At 45.5% G+C, this 14,461-nt stretch carries 16 protein-coding genes, 1 pseudogene and 1 other annotated feature; of the genes and pseudogenes, 16 read left to right on the top strand and 1 reads right to left on the bottom strand.

Annotated features, from left to right (window positions below):
• Positions 1 to 368: 368 nt before the first annotated feature.
• Positions 369 to 563: pseudogene (locus D7Y06_RS28545) on the top strand (plasmid mobilization protein); the annotation flags it as partial.
• On the opposite strand, the gene D7Y06_RS26975 reads toward D7Y06_RS28545, so the two are convergent.
• A complete protein-coding gene (locus D7Y06_RS26975; protein ID WP_243119210.1) occupies positions 507 to 665 on the bottom strand; it encodes a hypothetical protein in 159 nt (52 codons plus the stop codon). The pseudogene D7Y06_RS28545 and the gene D7Y06_RS26975 sit on opposite strands and share 57 nt — an antisense overlap.
• Between D7Y06_RS26975 and D7Y06_RS09875 the strand changes: the two genes are divergently transcribed.
• The 15 genes from D7Y06_RS09875 to D7Y06_RS09805 all read left to right on the top strand — a co-directional run bounded on the left by D7Y06_RS09875 (position 637) and on the right by D7Y06_RS09805 (position 14,459).
• Positions 637 to 1,038 (top strand): plasmid mobilization protein, encoded by a 402-nt coding sequence (locus D7Y06_RS09875; RefSeq protein ID WP_120407639.1) that lies wholly within the window; start codon positions 637 to 639, stop codon positions 1,036 to 1,038. The genes D7Y06_RS26975 and D7Y06_RS09875 overlap by 29 nt on opposite strands.
• Before the next feature lie 533 nt (positions 1,039 to 1,571).
• Positions 1,572 to 2,006 (top strand): GNAT family N-acetyltransferase, encoded by a 435-nt coding sequence (locus tag D7Y06_RS09870; protein ID WP_120407638.1) that lies wholly within the window; start codon positions 1,572 to 1,574, stop codon positions 2,004 to 2,006.
• Positions 1,972 to 2,715 carry a M24 family metallopeptidase gene (locus D7Y06_RS09865; protein WP_243119208.1) on the top strand — a complete coding sequence of 248 codons (744 nt, stop codon included), beginning with the start codon at positions 1,972 to 1,974 and terminating at the stop codon, positions 2,713 to 2,715. Before D7Y06_RS09870 ends, D7Y06_RS09865 begins: the two co-directional genes overlap by 35 nt.
• Positions 2,716 to 2,820: 105 nt before the next feature.
• Positions 2,821 to 3,128 (top strand) — a binding site (T-box leader).
• A gap of 172 nt (positions 3,129 to 3,300) precedes the next feature.
• Positions 3,301 to 4,713: an anthranilate synthase component I gene (gene trpE, locus D7Y06_RS09860; protein ID WP_120407645.1), complete on the top strand. Its 1,413-nt coding sequence runs from the start codon at positions 3,301 to 3,303 to the stop codon at positions 4,711 to 4,713.
• A gap of 10 nt (positions 4,714 to 4,723) precedes the next feature.
• Positions 4,724 to 5,290: an anthranilate synthase component II gene (locus tag D7Y06_RS09855; RefSeq protein ID WP_120407637.1), complete on the top strand. Its 567-nt coding sequence runs from the start codon at positions 4,724 to 4,726 to the stop codon at positions 5,288 to 5,290.
• Positions 5,291 to 5,346: 56 nt separating this feature from the next.
• Positions 5,347 to 6,120, top strand: coding sequence for an indole-3-glycerol phosphate synthase TrpC (gene trpC / locus D7Y06_RS09850; protein ID WP_120407636.1), 774 nt, complete (start codon positions 5,347 to 5,349; stop codon positions 6,118 to 6,120).
• Positions 6,105 to 6,764, top strand: a complete 660-nt coding sequence (locus tag D7Y06_RS09845; RefSeq protein ID WP_120407635.1) for a phosphoribosylanthranilate isomerase — start codon at positions 6,105 to 6,107, stop codon at positions 6,762 to 6,764. The genes trpC and D7Y06_RS09845 overlap by 16 nt, the downstream gene beginning before the upstream one ends.
• An 18-nt stretch (positions 6,765 to 6,782) precedes the next feature.
• The gene (trpB, locus tag D7Y06_RS09840; protein WP_120407634.1) at positions 6,783 to 7,970 is read left to right on the top strand and encodes a tryptophan synthase subunit beta; all 1,188 of its coding nucleotides are present in this window, start codon (positions 6,783 to 6,785) and stop codon (positions 7,968 to 7,970) included.
• A gap of 37 nt (positions 7,971 to 8,007) precedes the next feature.
• Positions 8,008 to 8,802 (top strand): tryptophan synthase subunit alpha, encoded by a 795-nt coding sequence (trpA, locus tag D7Y06_RS09835; RefSeq protein WP_120407633.1) that lies wholly within the window; start codon positions 8,008 to 8,010, stop codon positions 8,800 to 8,802.
• Positions 8,803 to 8,846: 44 nt separating this feature from the next.
• A complete protein-coding gene (trpD, locus tag D7Y06_RS09830) occupies positions 8,847 to 9,851 on the top strand; it encodes an anthranilate phosphoribosyltransferase (RefSeq protein ID WP_120407644.1) in 1,005 nt (334 codons plus the stop codon).
• Positions 9,852 to 9,939: 88 nt separating this feature from the next.
• Positions 9,940 to 11,124 carry a S8 family peptidase gene (locus tag D7Y06_RS26970; protein ID WP_158591340.1) on the top strand — a complete coding sequence of 395 codons (1,185 nt, stop codon included), beginning with the start codon at positions 9,940 to 9,942 and terminating at the stop codon, positions 11,122 to 11,124.
• A gap of 23 nt (positions 11,125 to 11,147) precedes the next feature.
• On the top strand, positions 11,148 to 12,305 hold the full coding sequence (locus tag D7Y06_RS09820; protein ID WP_120407631.1) for an AI-2E family transporter: 1,158 nt from the start codon (positions 11,148 to 11,150) through the stop codon (positions 12,303 to 12,305).
• 121 nt (positions 12,306 to 12,426) lie between these two features.
• The gene (locus D7Y06_RS09815) at positions 12,427 to 12,951 is read left to right on the top strand and encodes an ECF transporter S component (protein ID WP_120407630.1); all 525 of its coding nucleotides are present in this window, start codon (positions 12,427 to 12,429) and stop codon (positions 12,949 to 12,951) included.
• Positions 12,952 to 13,136: 185 nt separating this feature from the next.
• Entirely contained in the window at positions 13,137 to 13,730 is a 594-nt protein-coding gene (locus D7Y06_RS09810) for a helix-hairpin-helix domain-containing protein (RefSeq protein WP_120407629.1), read from the top strand.
• Positions 13,731 to 13,769: 39 nt separating this feature from the next.
• Positions 13,770 to 14,459, top strand: a complete 690-nt coding sequence (locus D7Y06_RS09805) for a response regulator transcription factor (RefSeq protein ID WP_120407628.1) — start codon at positions 13,770 to 13,772, stop codon at positions 14,457 to 14,459.
• The last annotated feature ends 2 nt before the right edge of the window (positions 14,460 to 14,461 follow it).

Genomic DNA, 14,461 nt, shown 5'->3' with positions numbered 1-14,461 from the left:
AAACCTCGCGTTATGAGCATTGCCCGGCAGAAATACCCTGCTGGTGGCTAGATGCCGGGATGCAGCATTTGTGTAATAAGTCTTAGCGTAGCGTTAGGGCTGCAGGCTTTCTTGGCAATAGCAGAAGCTTTGCTGGAGCGATAAAGCAGTAACCATAGCTACAGTTCTTATGAACCTTATTGTAACATCTGGGGCCATGACTATAAAGTAACTTATTAACCAATAGACAGAGAATGGATGAGCCAGCATTATTGAAGAAGAACCTTCGGAAAGGATGTTTAGAATTATCCTTCTGTCTAATCAAAAAAGAATAAGTCTGTAAGCTGTTTTTCTTGCTTACAAACTTATTATACGAGGAGCTGAAAGCCATGAAAAGATACAACACGCCCCACCCCCACCGGGTAATCAAGACACGCTTGACCGAGGAAGAATACGCCGAGTTTTCCGAGCGTGTCACCCTCTGCAAAATGAGCCAAGCCGAGTTTATCCGGCAAGCCCTTATTAAGTCAAGCATACGCCCGGTTATCATCGTTTCCCCGGTCAATGATGAACTGCTTTCTGCCGTTGGGAAACTCACAGCCGAATACGGGAAAATCGGCGGCAACTTGAACCAGATTGCCCGCTGTCTGAATGAGTATGGCGCACCTTATAACGCCCTCTCCCAAGAAGTGCGAGCCGCCACAGCGGAGCTTGACCGAGGAAGAATACGCCGAGTTTTCCGAGCGTGTCACCCTCTGCAAAATGAGCCAAGCCGAGTTTATCCGGCAAGCCCTTATCAAGTCAAGCATACGCCCGGTCATTACCGTTTCCCCGGTCAATGATGAATTACTCTCTGCCGTTGGGAAACTTACAGCCGAGCACGGGAAAATCGGCGGCAACTTGAATCAGATTGCCCGCTGTCTGAACGAGTACGGCGCACCCTATAACGCCCTCTCCCAAGAGGTACAAGCCGCCATATCCGGGCTTGCCGCCTTGAAGTTTGAAGTCTTGCAGAAAGTAGGTGAAGCCGTTGGCAACATTCAAACATATCAGCTCTAAAAATGCCGACTATATCTGCCCGTCGAGTTAGGGCGTCAAATGGGCGGCAAAACAGATTTTTTTACCGCTGCCACAGGAACGGGCAAAGCCGCAAAAACATAGTGTTTATGCGGCTTTGCGGCGTTTCTGGTATTCATTTTTTACGGTGTGGTGAGCAGATTATTCTACTATTTTTTATCAGTTGTATCATTGAAAGTTATATTTATAGCTTTTTAATGAGTGTTACATGTGATAATATAATATCGGCGGTGACATATCATTTTGCATGGAATTTACTGATACATATAGCGGCATTAAATCCTGTCAATAACGATAGAAGTATATTTCCATATCTTATTTTAGTTATTTTAGAAACATTGGCATTGCCTGTCTTGAGGGGGTCGTATGGCGGCGGGAGCTTAACGAAACTGATGTGTATTTTCCCCGAAAAATTAAAGTAGCCATGCCAAAAAATATTGAGAAGAAAAGACTAAAATAAATTTTTCTGTTATAATGTTAGTATTGTGTATGGTGCTTTATGAAAGGATTTATTTATGATTAGAGAAATCGTGAAAAATGACTTAGATGGTTTATTAAGATTATATATGCAATTACATAACAATCCCATGCCGGAAAAGACGCCTGAACTTCTGCAGATTTGGGAAAGTATTTTCAGGGATAAAAATCATCATGTAATTGTTGCGGAAGAACATGGGAAAATCGTATCTTCCTGTGTCTGTATCATCATTCCTAATCTGACCCATAACCAGCGGCCATACGCTTTTATTGAAAATGTAATAACCGACGAAAACTGCAGAAAGAGAGGATTGGCAACAAAATGCCTGAATTTTGCCAAAGAAGTTGCCCGAAAAGAAAATTGTTATAAAATAATGCTGCTTACCGGCTCTAAGGAAGACAGTACATTGAATTTTTACAGAAAGGCAGGTTACAACAGTGAAGACAAGACAGCATTTATCCAATGGATGTAGTGTGGCAAAGGAAACCCTTGGTTTATATTCTGATATGCAAAATTTAAACCGGGCGGCTATAAAGTATGTAGAGGAAACAATCAAAGCCGGGATGGGCCTGTGGGACATTAAATCATTGTGTGAAGAGTATCTGTTAAACAACGGTGCGGATTCATTTTGGTATTGGGATGTGGGCGCTTTTATTTTTGCAGGGGAGGAAACTGCGGTTTCTGTTTCGGGTAAAGATTATCAGGTGGCAGACAGAATAGTTCAGAAAAATGATATTATTACTGTTGATTTAAGCCCTCAAAAAAATTGTATCTGGGGAGATTATGCAAGGACGCTTGTGTTTGAAGACGGTGTGTTATGCCATGAAATTAGCAGAATAAAAAAAGATGAGTGGCGGAATGGACTTAAGATGGAAGAATATCTTCATATCACCTTAATGGAGATGGCAGCGCCGGATATGACATTTGGAGAATTGTACAATTATATGAATGAACTAATTGTAAAAAAGGGGTTCCTTAACTTAGATTTTCTTGGAAACCTGGGACACTCTATTGTAAAAAATAAAAACGACAGAATATATATTGAAAAAGAAAACTGCAAAAAGTTATCCGATGTGGAAATGTTTACTTTTGAACCCCATATCAGTATTTCTAATTCCAAATATGGGTATAAGAGAGAAGATATCTATTATTTTGATAATGGGAGATTGACAAAATTATAGATATCATAGAGGAAAAGATTTTGGGGGTGAACTGTTACAAAAAATAAAAAATCCCCCTTGACATCTCCCATAAATTGTGCTACTCTAAAATGCAGTTAAAGAAAGATAAAGTCAGTGAGCAAAGATAGTACTGTAAAAAGTTTCTTTTCAGAGAGCCGTCGGCTGGTGTGAGACGGCAGGAAGTTTTACAGGAATGGGTTTGTGAGACGCAAAGCGAATGATAGTAGCGGATGCCGTTTTCCCTACGTTACAGGGGTGAGATATCGAATCGCAGATTCCGTATCAAGAGATTGTAAGATTGGTGGCAGGCATTTTCCGTATCGGTGAATGCTTTTTTTGTCCTCAAATTCTATGTATTGTCTGCCAAAATTGCAATGAAGACTGGGTGGCACCACGAGAAATTCGTCCCGGATGTTTTTGAAAGAAGAACATCCGGGATTTTTTTATGCGCAGGCCCGCATGCGGAAGTTTACCGCTGACGCGGTATGCGGGCCGCGCGGCGAGCAGGGGAAAAGAAATCCCCCTACTCAGTTGCACACGGGCCCCCATAAGGGAAACATGAAAAACAGGAAAGGAAGCGGGAAAATGAAAAGAGTTTACCGGGTATATAAAAAAACAGTGAGTATTGTAAATGAGACTTCCACAGGGATGTATGAAAACCTGGTGGGAGACAAAATGGGATTTTTACTGGAAAGCTATGACAAGGAGTATGACAGGTTTACGCTTTTTGGGGCGGAGCCGGAGGAAATCATAACTTCCAAGGGTACGGAAGGGCTGGTGATTAGCCGGAGGGATGGATCCAGGGTAGAAAAAAAGGGAAATCCCTTAGAGCTTTTAAAGGAGTATTATAACGGATTTGAAATCCGAAGGGAGGAGGGGGATACCGGGTTTACCGGAGGACTGGTAGGAAATCTGGGATATGACTTTGTGCGGTATTCGGAAGTCCTTCCCGATGACAACCCGGATGAAATGGGCATTGAAACCATACAGATGATGCTGATGAAAGAGTTTGTGGTGGTAGACCATGTGGCGGAAACTTTAACTGCAATTGTCTTGGAGGAAGATAACGAAGAGGGCAGGGAAAGGGCATTAAAAAAGGCAGCTTTCATGGTGGAGCAGGCCAGGGACAAAAAGAGAGAATCCTCTGTTTCTTTCAAACGGGACGGAAAAATTATAAAAAAATCCGATACCCTTGAGAGTTACGGGGAAAAAGTGGAAAAAATCAAGCACTACATCCGGGAGGGCCATATTTTCCAGACGGTGTTATCCCAGCGTTGGACCATAGAAACCGGGCAGAGGGGCTTTGATTTGTACCGGGAACTTCGGGAATTAAATCCATCCCCTTACCTGTATTATTTTAATTTCGGGGAGTTTGAGGTGATTGGCAGTTCCCCGGAGATGATTGTAAAAAAACAGGACGACAGGGTTTATACCGTGCCTATTGCAGGCACCAGGAAACGGGGAAAAGACGACGGGGAAGATGAGCGTTTAAAGGAGGAACTTTTATCGGATGAGAAAGAGCGGGCGGAGCATGTGATGCTGGTGGATCTGGCCAGAAATGACATGGGGCGCATTGCCAAATTCGGCACGGTGAAGGTGACGGAATTTATGGGCATCCACAAATACTCCCATGTGATGCATATTGTCTCCACCCTGGAGGGGAGGAAAAAGGGAGATTCCCATCCCCTGGATTTGGCGGCGTCTTTCCTCCCGGCGGGAACCTTAAGCGGGGCGCCGAAAATAAGGGCCATGGAGATTATTGATGAGCTTGAGACAGTGAGAAGAGGGCTTTACGGCGGCGCTACGGGATACATAGATTTTAACGGGGATATGGATTTTTGCATTACTATCCGCACCATGATAAAAAAAGGAAACACTGTATATCTCCAGGCCGGGGCAGGGATTGTGGCGGATTCCGTTCCAAAAAATGAGTATGAGGAGTGCTGCAATAAGGTGATGGCACTGGCAAAAACATTGGTAAATCAGGAGAATTTATAAGGAGGCAGAAATGATTTTAATCATAGATAACTACGATTCCTTTACCTACAATCTGTATCAGTATATTGGAGTTTTTCAGGATGATATACGGGTTATCCGCAATGACAAAATTACGGTGGAGGAGATAGAGGAAATGGATCCGGAGAGGATTATTTTATCCCCAGGGCCCAAAAGCCCAAAGGACGCCGGGATCTGCCTGGATGTGGTAAAAGAGTTTTACGATAAAAAGCCGATGCTTGGCATCTGCCTGGGGCATCAGTGTATCGGGGAGGCATTTGGGGGAAATGTTTCCTACGCAAAGGCCCTGTTCCACGGAAAACAGTCCAGGATTACCCATGAGGGCACAGGATTATTTCAGGGGATCCCGTCACCCATTGCCGTTGCAAGATACCATTCCCTGGCGGTTCAGGAAGAGGGCCTGCCGGAGTGCCTTCTGGTGACGGCAAGGACTAAGGACGGGGAGATTATGGCAATGCAGCACAGGAAATATCCGGTGTACGGACTGCAGTTTCACCCGGAGTCCATTTACACAGAACATGGAAAGCGGATCATTGAAAATTTTTTGACAGTATCTTGAGGGGAAAACCAGAGAAAAAAGGCGGTATATTTTTTAGACAGAGTGAGGAGGCAGTTATGATATTAGATGAAATCGTTGCAGATAAAAAAAAGCGTCTGCCGGAGCACAAGGTAAAAATTTCAGAACAGGAAATGCGCCGCATGGCGGAGGAAAAAAAGGGGGGAAACCACAGTTTTTGCCACGCCTTAAAAAAACCGGGGATTTCCATTATCGGGGAATTTAAGCAGGCATCCCCAAGCCTTGGGAAGATAGTGAGCAAAATCGATTTGACGGAAAGGATGGAGGAGTACTCCCAGTCGGTGGATGCTGTTTCCTGCCTCACGGAGGAGGATTATTTTCTTGGAAATGCAGAGTATTTAAAAAGGATCAGGAAGATGACAGAGCTGCCCATTCTGCGGAAAGATTTCATGATAGAGCCTTACCAGTTTTATGAGGCAAAAGTGATCGGGGCGGATGCAGTGCTTCTCATTGCGGCAATTTTGGATGATGTGATGATGAAAGATTTTTACCAGCTTTCCCGGGAACTTGGGCTTGACGCTTTGGTGGAAGTCCACGATGAAAGAGAGATGGAGCGGGCACTAAAATTAGATGCGGAAATCATCGGGGTGAATAACAGGAATTTAAAGGACTTTACCATAAGTCTTGACAATACCAAAAGGCTTTCAAAGTATATGCCCAGGGAGAAAATTTTTGTGGCGGAAAGCGGCATTGTCTCCGATGAAGACGTGAAATTTTTAAAGGACTGCCGTGTGGATGCCTTTTTAATCGGCAGGGCCTTTATGGAATCAGAAAATCCAAAGGAGCTGGCACAGAAATGGAAAAATTTGTAACGCCGAAAATAAAAATCTGCGGCATAAAAAGAGAGGCGGAGGCGGAGTATCTAAACGAAGCCGGAGCGGATTACGGGGGGGTTGTTTTCTATGAAAAAAGCAGGCGGAATGTAAGCATAAAGGAAGCAGAAAGCATTGTCCGAAGGCTTTATCCCGGCATAAAAAAAGTGGCGGTAACTGTAAGCTTGGATGAAAATCTGGCAAAGGCAATTTCCCAGGCAGGGTTTGATATCCTGCAGGTGCACGGGGAGTTTCGCCCGGAGATTTTAAAGGCGGGGATTCCCCTGTGGCGGGCAGTAAATATCACAGAGAAAAAGCAGCTTCAGGAGATTTTAATCAAAGAATCAGCCTGGGGGGACGCCATTGCCGGTTTTGTGGCGGACGGCAAGGGTTACGGCGGGGGAGAGCCCTTTGACTGGGAAGGGCTGAAAAGTACCGTGGGAAAATTAAAGGCAGAATCCGGAAAAATGCTGATTTTAGCAGGGGGGCTCCATGCAGGGAATGTGGAGAGAGGCATCCGTTATTTTTTCCCGGATGTGGTGGATGTAAGCAGCGGCGTGGAGGAGGAAAATGGCAAAAGCAGGGAGAAGATTTTAGAATTTGTAAAGAAAGTAAGAGAAACAAAACAGATACAAAGCTTTTGAAAAAAAGAGGAGGATATTATGGACAGGAAAACATATTACGGAAAATTTGGGGGACAGTTTGTGTCGGAATCCCTGATGAATACCTTGGAGGAGCTGGATTTGGCTTTTGAGGAGGCCATAAAGGATGAAAAGTTTCTGGGGGAGTACCACTATTATTTAAAGCAGTATGTAGGCAGGGAGACGCCCCTTTATTTTGCGGAGCGGCTCAGCGAAAAGCACAGAACGAAAATTTATTTAAAGAGGGAAGATTTAAACCACACCGGGGCCCATAAAATCAACAATGTCATTGGGCAGATTTTACTGGCGAAACGCATGGGAAAGACAAAAGTGATTGCAGAGACCGGGGCAGGGCAGCACGGGGTTGCCACAGCCACTGGGGCGGCGCTTTTTGATATGGAATGTACGGTCTACATGGGGGAGGAGGATATGAAGCGCCAGGCGCTAAATGTGATGCGCATGGAGATGCTGGGGGCAAAAGTGGAATGTGTCCGCTCCGGCAGCAACACTTTAAAAGACGCCACAAACGAGGCCATCCGGGTGTGGGCAAAGACGGCGGAGGACACCTTTTACATTATCGGTTCCGCAGTAGGCCCCTACCCTTATCCCAAAATGGTAAAAGAGTTTCAAAGCGTTATCAGCAGGGAGGCGAAACGGCAGTTTTATGAGGCAGAAAAAAGGCTGCCGGATGCAGTAATTGCCTGTGTGGGGGGAGGCTCCAATTCCATCGGCATGTTTGCGGATTTTATAGAGGAAAAGGGGGTGGAGCTTATCGGTGTGGAAGCCGCAGGAAAAGGGATTAAAACTGGGGAACATGCGGCTGCCATGGCACAGGGAATTCCCGGAACCCTCCACGGGATGTGCTCTTATCTTCTCCAGGATGAGGACGGGAATATTAAGCTGGCCCACTCCATTTCCGCAGGACTAGACTATCCCGGCGTGGGGCCGGAACATGCGTACTTAAAAGATACGGGGCGGGCGGAATATGTCTCCATTACAGATACGGAGGCCATGGACGCTTTGATGGAGCTTTGCAGACTGGAAGGCATCATTCCTGCAATCGAAAGCGCCCACGCCATTGCCTACGCAATAAAAAAAGCGAAAAGCATGGGAGAGGAGGAAGCCATGATTGTGTGTCTTTCCGGCCGGGGGGATAAAGATGTGAATACCATTGCAGATTATCTTTCCGGGAAGGGATATCTGAATTAGAAAGTCTTTGGAGCGAAAAAGAAAGGATGGGAAAATTATGAACCGCATAGAAGAAAAAATGGCCGCATTACAGGCAAAACAGGAAAAGGCGTTTATTACATATATGACCGCCGGGCTTCCGGACATGGAGGGGATCAAGGCGCTGATTCGTGCCCAGGAGGAGGCGGGGACAGATGTGTTAGAGCTTGGCATCCCCTTTTCCGACCCGGTGGCGGACGGCCCGGTGATACAGCAGGCTTCCTACAAAGCCATCTGCCAGGGAGCTACCCTGAAAAAGATTTTTCAGATGATGGAGGAAATCCGAAAGGAGGGAGTGAACATACCCATTGTCTTTATGATGTACTCCAATACCATTTTTCACTACGGGGTGAAAGGCTTTGTGAAAAAGTGCAAGGAGGCAGGGGTTGACGGGCTTATCGTGCCGGATTTGCCCTTTGAGGAACAAAAGGAGCTGCAGGAGTCCCTTGACAAAGAGGAGGGGGCCATCCTAATCCAGCTTGTATCCCCGGTTTCCGGGAGGCGGATTCCCTTGATTTTGGAAAATGCAAGGGGATTTGTTTACTGCGTGTCCTCCATGGGTGTGACGGGCCAGGAAGGAAATTTCCATAAAGAAATTATTACGTATTTAGAGTCGGTAAAAGCCCTTTCCAAAATCCCTGTGATGATGGGATTTGGCATCCGAACACCGGAGGATATCGCCCCGATGAAACACATTATCGACGGGGCCATTGTAGGGAGCCATTTTATCAGACTGCTGGATCAGAATAACTATGATACAAAAGTGGCGGCGGATTACTGCAAAGGATTTAAGGCAGGTATGGAGAATTTGTGACAGACCATAGGATGGATATAAATGTGAGGCAGGAGGAGACGTATATGAAAGAAATAATTGCAAAAGTAGTGGCAGGAGAGAATTTAACGGAGGCAGAGGCAAAACACGCCATGGATGTTATGTTGAGCGGTCAGGCCACCCAGGCCCAGATCGGTTCGTTTTTGACGGCCCTTCGCATGAAGGGGGAGACCATAGACGAACTCACAGGATTTGCGGCGGTGCTTCGGGATAAAGCGGAGACAATTTCACCTAAGTCCGAAACCTACTTGGATTTGGTGGGAACAGGGGGGGACAGCACCTTTTCTTTTAATATTTCCACCACAAGCGCTTTCGTGGCGGCCGGGGCCGGGCTTCATATTGCAAAGCACGGAAACCGTTCTATTTCTTCCAAAAGCGGGGCGGGGGACGTGCTGGAGGCTTTAGGGGTAAATATTTCGGCGGAACCTGCCAGGGTGGAAAAATGTGTGGATGAGGCGGGCCTTGGGTTTATGTTTGCCCAGCTTTTTAACAAATCCATGGGTTTTGTAGGCCAGGCGAGAAAGGAGCTTGGGGTGCGCACGGTTTTTAACATTTTAGGGCCTCTGGCAAATCCTTCCCGGGCAAAATATATGGTTGTGGGGGTCTATGACTCCAAAATTACGGAAAAAATTGCAACGGTGCTAAGCCGTCTGGGGGTGGAGCGGGCCTTCGTCATGAGCGGATATGACAATATGGATGAATTTACGATTACAGGGGAGACGGTGGTGTCTGAGATAGACCATGGAACGGTGAAAACCTATACCGTGACGCCGGAGCAGTTTGGATTTTCACGGTGCAGCCTGAATGATTTAAAGGGAGGGGACGGCAGTAAAAATGCAGAAATTACAAAAGCCGTGCTCTCCGGGGAAACGGGGCCCAAAAGGGATATCGTTTTGCTAAACGCCGGCGCTGCCCTTTATATCGGGGGGATGGCGGATTCCATCCAGACAGGAATCGGCATGGCAGCTAAGTCCATTGATTCGGGAAAAGCGGAGCATGTTTTAGAAAAACTGGTGGAGATGTCTAATTAGGACAGAGATAAAAAAACGGCAGGGAATTCCTTGCCGTTTTTCTTTTGGGAAGGTATAATGTATGTATTATTTTAAGGGAGGAATACTTATGGGAAAAAGAAAATTGAAAAGTTTTATTTGTATGCTGCTCTGCATCTGTATGCTCATTCCCCAGTCTGGTCTGGCATGGGGGGCACAGTCCGGCAATAGGTTAAAACCTGATACGGAGGATTTAGAAATCCATGTTGGTGAGGTTTTTGGTTCCGGCGGGGGAGTTTCCTCCAAAGACCGTTCCAATTTAAAACTGGACGAGGTGTGGAAAGATGTGACGGGAAAAGGGGTAAATGTGGCTGTGATTGACGGCGGGGCAAATTTAAACGACCCTGCCATTAAGTCCAAGATTAAAGGGGTTTACAATGCAAAAACCGGCTCCACGAAACGCAGTGATATTTCCTCAGACAGCCATGGCACAAGCTGTGCAAAAATTCTGGTGGGGGTGGCGCCTAAAGTCAATCTCTATATTATCCAGGCGGGAAAAGACGGATATATTTACAGCGACCAGGTGGAAAAGGGACTGGCCTATGCCAAGTCAAAAAAGTGCCGTGTCATCAGCATGAGTTTCGGGGGAGATTCCTATTCCCAGTGGGAGTACAATGTCATCAACAATCTTTATACCGCCCCGGTAAACAGCGGGCTGGTGTGTGCTTCCGGTGGAAACAGCGGGAAAAGGGAGTACCACTATGCGGCATCCTACGACAACACTTTGTCTGTGGGGGCTGCAAAGTACGATTCGGGAAAGAAACAGTATGTGGTGATTCCAAAGGGCACATATAACGACAAAATGGATGTGGTGGCCCCCGGGGGAACTACCAGTGCTGCAGCGCCCTTTGCAGCGGGAGTGGCAGCTTTATTATTCCAGGCAAAGCCTTCTATGACGGCAAAGGAATGCCGGGATATCATAAACGCCACGGCAAAGGATTTGGGGGCAAAAGGATATGATTCCCATTACGGCCACGGGCTGATACAGCCTTTAGAGGCCCTTAGAAAAGTAAAGGGTTACGGCATTACATTAAAACAGACCAAGGCAGTGATACAAAGGGGTAAATCTGTTACGATTAAAATAAAATCTATCCGTCCGAAAAGCGACAGGGTAAAATCCTATGTATCCTCAAATAAAAGCGTGGCCGGGGTAAATTCTAAGGGAAAGGTTACAGGAAAGAAAAAGGGAAAGGCGAAAATTACGGTGACCACAAAGAAAGGTTCAAAAGCTGTATTTCAGGTTACGGTAAAATAATTGGAAAGGACAGGATATTTCATTTGGAACTAAATAGAAAAAATGTGAAAAAGATACTTTTTATCATATGTTTTGCAATGGTGTTTTTCTGGGGATTAAACCACGGGCCTTCCGTGCTTATGATTTTCCGGAATCTTCTTGGGATACTGGCACCCTTTCTTATCGGATTGTGTTTTGCTTTTGTAATTAATGTGCTCCTTAGGCCGGTGGAAACTTTGTGGGATAAAATTTCCTGGGGGCGGGGGGAAAAAAACATGAAGAAATTAAAACGTCCCCTGTGCCTGCTTTTAAGCACAGTGATAATCGGAGGGGTTATCTTTATCCTTTTGTTTATGGTGGTGCCGGAAATCAGGAATACCGCCTTTATGATTATTGACATGTTCCCCCAGTATATGGTGCAGATAGAAAGGTGGTGGGCTGACCTTTCCGATGTGTTAATGGATTTTGCAATTGTTCTGCCACAGCCAGAATTAAATTTAAGTGAGATTGGCAAAGTGGCAGGGGATTTTCTCTGGAAAAGCGGCCAGAGTTTTGTGGGAAAAACGGTGGACATTACTACCTCTATTTTTTCAGTTATGTTTAATGTAATCCTTGGGCTGGTATTTGCCTTTTACGTTCTTTCCCAGAAGGAAAAACTGGGGAGAAATCTCAAAAAAGTGATATTTGCTTTTCTCTCCGGGGAAAGGGCAGAGTCGGTATTAAATTTTTTTGCACTGACAAATAGAATATTTACAAGTTTTGTCACAGGCCAGATTACGGAATCTGTGATTATCGGAAGCCTTTGCTTTTTGGGCATGGTGACTTTGCGTATGCCCTACGCTCCAATGATTTCCGTGCTGGTGGGCTTTACCGCTTTGATTCCCGTATTTGGAGCTTTTATAGGAACTGGGGTGGGGGCGTTCCTCATTCTTATGGTAAATCCCATAAAGGCACTTTGGTTTATCCTGTTTATCGTGGTACTGCAGCAGGTGGAGGGAAATCTTATCTATCCCAAAGTTGTGGGGAAATCCGTGGGACTTCCGGGCATCTGGGTTTTAGCGGCAGTTACCATTGGCAGCAGCGCATTTGGGGTATTGGGAATGCTTTTGGCTGTCCCTGTGTGCTCCGTTATTTACAGCGTGGGAAAACAGAGGGTGAACCGGAAATTAGAAAAGAAAGGACTTGAGACCATAGGAGATTGATGGAAAAGGCATAACTGGACTGGTCAATTTTATCAAAACTGGCACTGTGCATCAAACCAATTCTGAATTATACTCATACCATAAAAATCGGCCGAAATGAAAAATTATGGAGGAGTAAAAAATGAGAGACCTTAAAATTCAGACTTTGGTGAAAACCGCACTAATGATGGCATTGGTATATATTTTTACCACCATGTTTAAAATTCCTACCCCCTTGACCGGAGGGTACACCCATTTGGGAGACTGCATGATATTCCTTGCAGTAATGATTTTAGGAAGAAAGCAGGGAACCATAGCGGCAGGTTTCGGGGCGGCCCTGGCAGACTTGCTGGGGGGATATGTGGTATATGTTGTGCCTACCCTGATCATTAAAAGCATTATGGCATTTATTATGGGAACCTTTGTGGAAAAGCTTATGCCGAAAAACAAAATTAACTGGCTTTTCGGCGCCGTGGCAGGAGGGCTTTTCCAGGTTTTTGGATATGCCGTTTTAGAGGTTTTCCTCTATGGATTTGCCGCTTCCCTTGCAACAGTTCCCGCCAATTTGGGCCAGACCTTCACGGGAATTGTAATGGCGGCGGTGATAATTTTTGCACTGTCCAAAGCCCATGTGCTGGATAAGTTAAAAGAGAGACAGGTATCATAAAGATTATTTCAGAAAAGACTGCCGTATTTTGGCAGTCTTTCTTCATTTTTATTTTTGTATAATATTTTTCTGAAAAATTAACTCCTTTTCTATAAAGTTACTCTTGTAATCATTGGAAAAATTCGTTAAAATGTGGGTATCGGCATCGAGGGGCTCCTTTTCCCAAATAGAAAAGGAGATATGAAATGTATAGATATGTAATTAGTGTTTTGTTCCTTTTATTCCTCATTATGTTTGGCTGCGGCAAAAAAAGCCCTGCCTTTGAGGAAGATGTTTTTGAACTGGCTGAAACAGAAACGGAAACCGTGGCGGAATTTGGAGAGGAAACAGAGACTTTGGATTCTTCCAAAGAGGAGGAGGGTCTCTGCTGTGTGTATGTCTGCGGAGAGGTAAATGTCCCTGGGGTATATGAACTTCCGGCGGGAAGCAGGGTTTATGAGGCCATACACCTGGCGGGAGGACTGACGGAGACGGCAGACCCCGGGGCTGTAAACCAGGCCCTTTTTGTGGAGGACGGGCAGATGATACAGGTCTTTGCCCTGGGAGAAGAACCGGTTACAACAGTTCAGGAGGAACAGGAAAACGGCAGAGTCAATCTCAACACGGCGGATGTCAGTGCCCTGATGGGGATTCCGGGAATCGGAGAGGCGAAGGCGAAGAGCATTATCGCTTACCGGGAAGAAAACGGAAAGTTCCAATCGGCGGAGGATGTGATGAATATCACCGGGATCAAAGAGGGATTGTATTCCAAAATGAAAGATTACATTACGGTAAAGTAGTCTGACTTTATAAAAGATGCCCTGGAGGTTAGCAGTAAAATGGCAAAAAAAGTTCTTGTGGTGGATGATGAAAAGTTAATTGTGAAAGGAATCCGGTTTAGCTTGGAACAGGATGGCATGGAAGTGGATTGTGCCTATGACGGGGAGGAAGCATTAAAGATGGCTACGGAGAATCAGTATGATATGATTCTTTTGGATATTATGCTTCCCAAGATGGACGGATTTGAAGTCTGTCAGCATATCCGGGATTTTTCCACGGTTCCCATAGTGATGCTCACGGCAAAAGGGGACGATATGGACAAAATATTAGGTCTTGAGTACGGCGCAGATGATTATATTACCAAACCCTTTAACATTTTGGAGGTAAAGGCCAGAATCAAGGCCATTATGAGGAGAACCGCCCAGGGACAGCCCAAAAAGGAAGAAAGTTCCATGATTGAGAGCGGCGACCTTAGAATGGACTGCGAGAGCCGGAGGCTTTTTGTAAAGGGAAAAGAAATAAACCTTACCGCCAAAGAGTTTGATCTATTGGAACTTCTTGTGACGAATCCCAATAAAGTGTACAGCAGGGAAAACCTTTTGAATCTTGTATGGGGTTATGAGTACCCTGGTGACGTGAGGACTGTGGACGTGCATGTGCGGAGGATGCGGGAAAAAATTGAGAGCAATCCAAGCGAGCCGAAGTATGTTCATACAAAATGGGGCGTAGGTTATTATTATCAGGGGTAAGG

This window comes from Roseburia sp. 1XD42-69, from assembly GCF_003612565.1.
Lineage (GTDB): Bacteria > Bacillota > Clostridia > Lachnospirales > Lachnospiraceae > Roseburia_B.
This window is presented reverse-complemented; position numbering and strand designations above follow the sequence as displayed.

Excerpts from the sequence above, each read along its gene's own strand:
- D7Y06_RS09875 (WP_120407639.1), top strand. The coding sequence starts at position 637 with ATGGCGCACCTTATAACGCCCTCTCCCAAGAAGTGCGAGCCGCCACAG.
- D7Y06_RS09870 (WP_120407638.1), top strand. The coding sequence starts at position 1,572 with ATGATTAGAGAAATCGTGAAAAATGACTTAGATGGTTTATTAAGATTA.
- trpE (WP_120407645.1), top strand. The coding sequence starts at position 3,301 with ATGAAAAGAGTTTACCGGGTATATAAAAAAACAGTGAGTATTGTAAAT.
- D7Y06_RS09855 (WP_120407637.1), top strand. The coding sequence starts at position 4,724 with ATGATTTTAATCATAGATAACTACGATTCCTTTACCTACAATCTGTAT.
- trpC (WP_120407636.1), top strand. The coding sequence starts at position 5,347 with ATGATATTAGATGAAATCGTTGCAGATAAAAAAAAGCGTCTGCCGGAG.
- D7Y06_RS09845 (WP_120407635.1), top strand. The coding sequence starts at position 6,105 with ATGGAAAAATTTGTAACGCCGAAAATAAAAATCTGCGGCATAAAAAGA.
- trpB (WP_120407634.1), top strand. The coding sequence starts at position 6,783 with ATGGACAGGAAAACATATTACGGAAAATTTGGGGGACAGTTTGTGTCG.
- trpA (WP_120407633.1), top strand. The coding sequence starts at position 8,008 with ATGAACCGCATAGAAGAAAAAATGGCCGCATTACAGGCAAAACAGGAA.
- trpD (WP_120407644.1), top strand. The coding sequence starts at position 8,847 with ATGAAAGAAATAATTGCAAAAGTAGTGGCAGGAGAGAATTTAACGGAG.
- D7Y06_RS26970 (WP_158591340.1), top strand. The coding sequence starts at position 9,940 with ATGGGAAAAAGAAAATTGAAAAGTTTTATTTGTATGCTGCTCTGCATC.
- D7Y06_RS09815 (WP_120407630.1), top strand. The coding sequence starts at position 12,427 with ATGAGAGACCTTAAAATTCAGACTTTGGTGAAAACCGCACTAATGATG.
- D7Y06_RS09810 (WP_120407629.1), top strand. The coding sequence starts at position 13,137 with ATGTATAGATATGTAATTAGTGTTTTGTTCCTTTTATTCCTCATTATG.
- D7Y06_RS09805 (WP_120407628.1), top strand. The coding sequence starts at position 13,770 with ATGGCAAAAAAAGTTCTTGTGGTGGATGATGAAAAGTTAATTGTGAAA.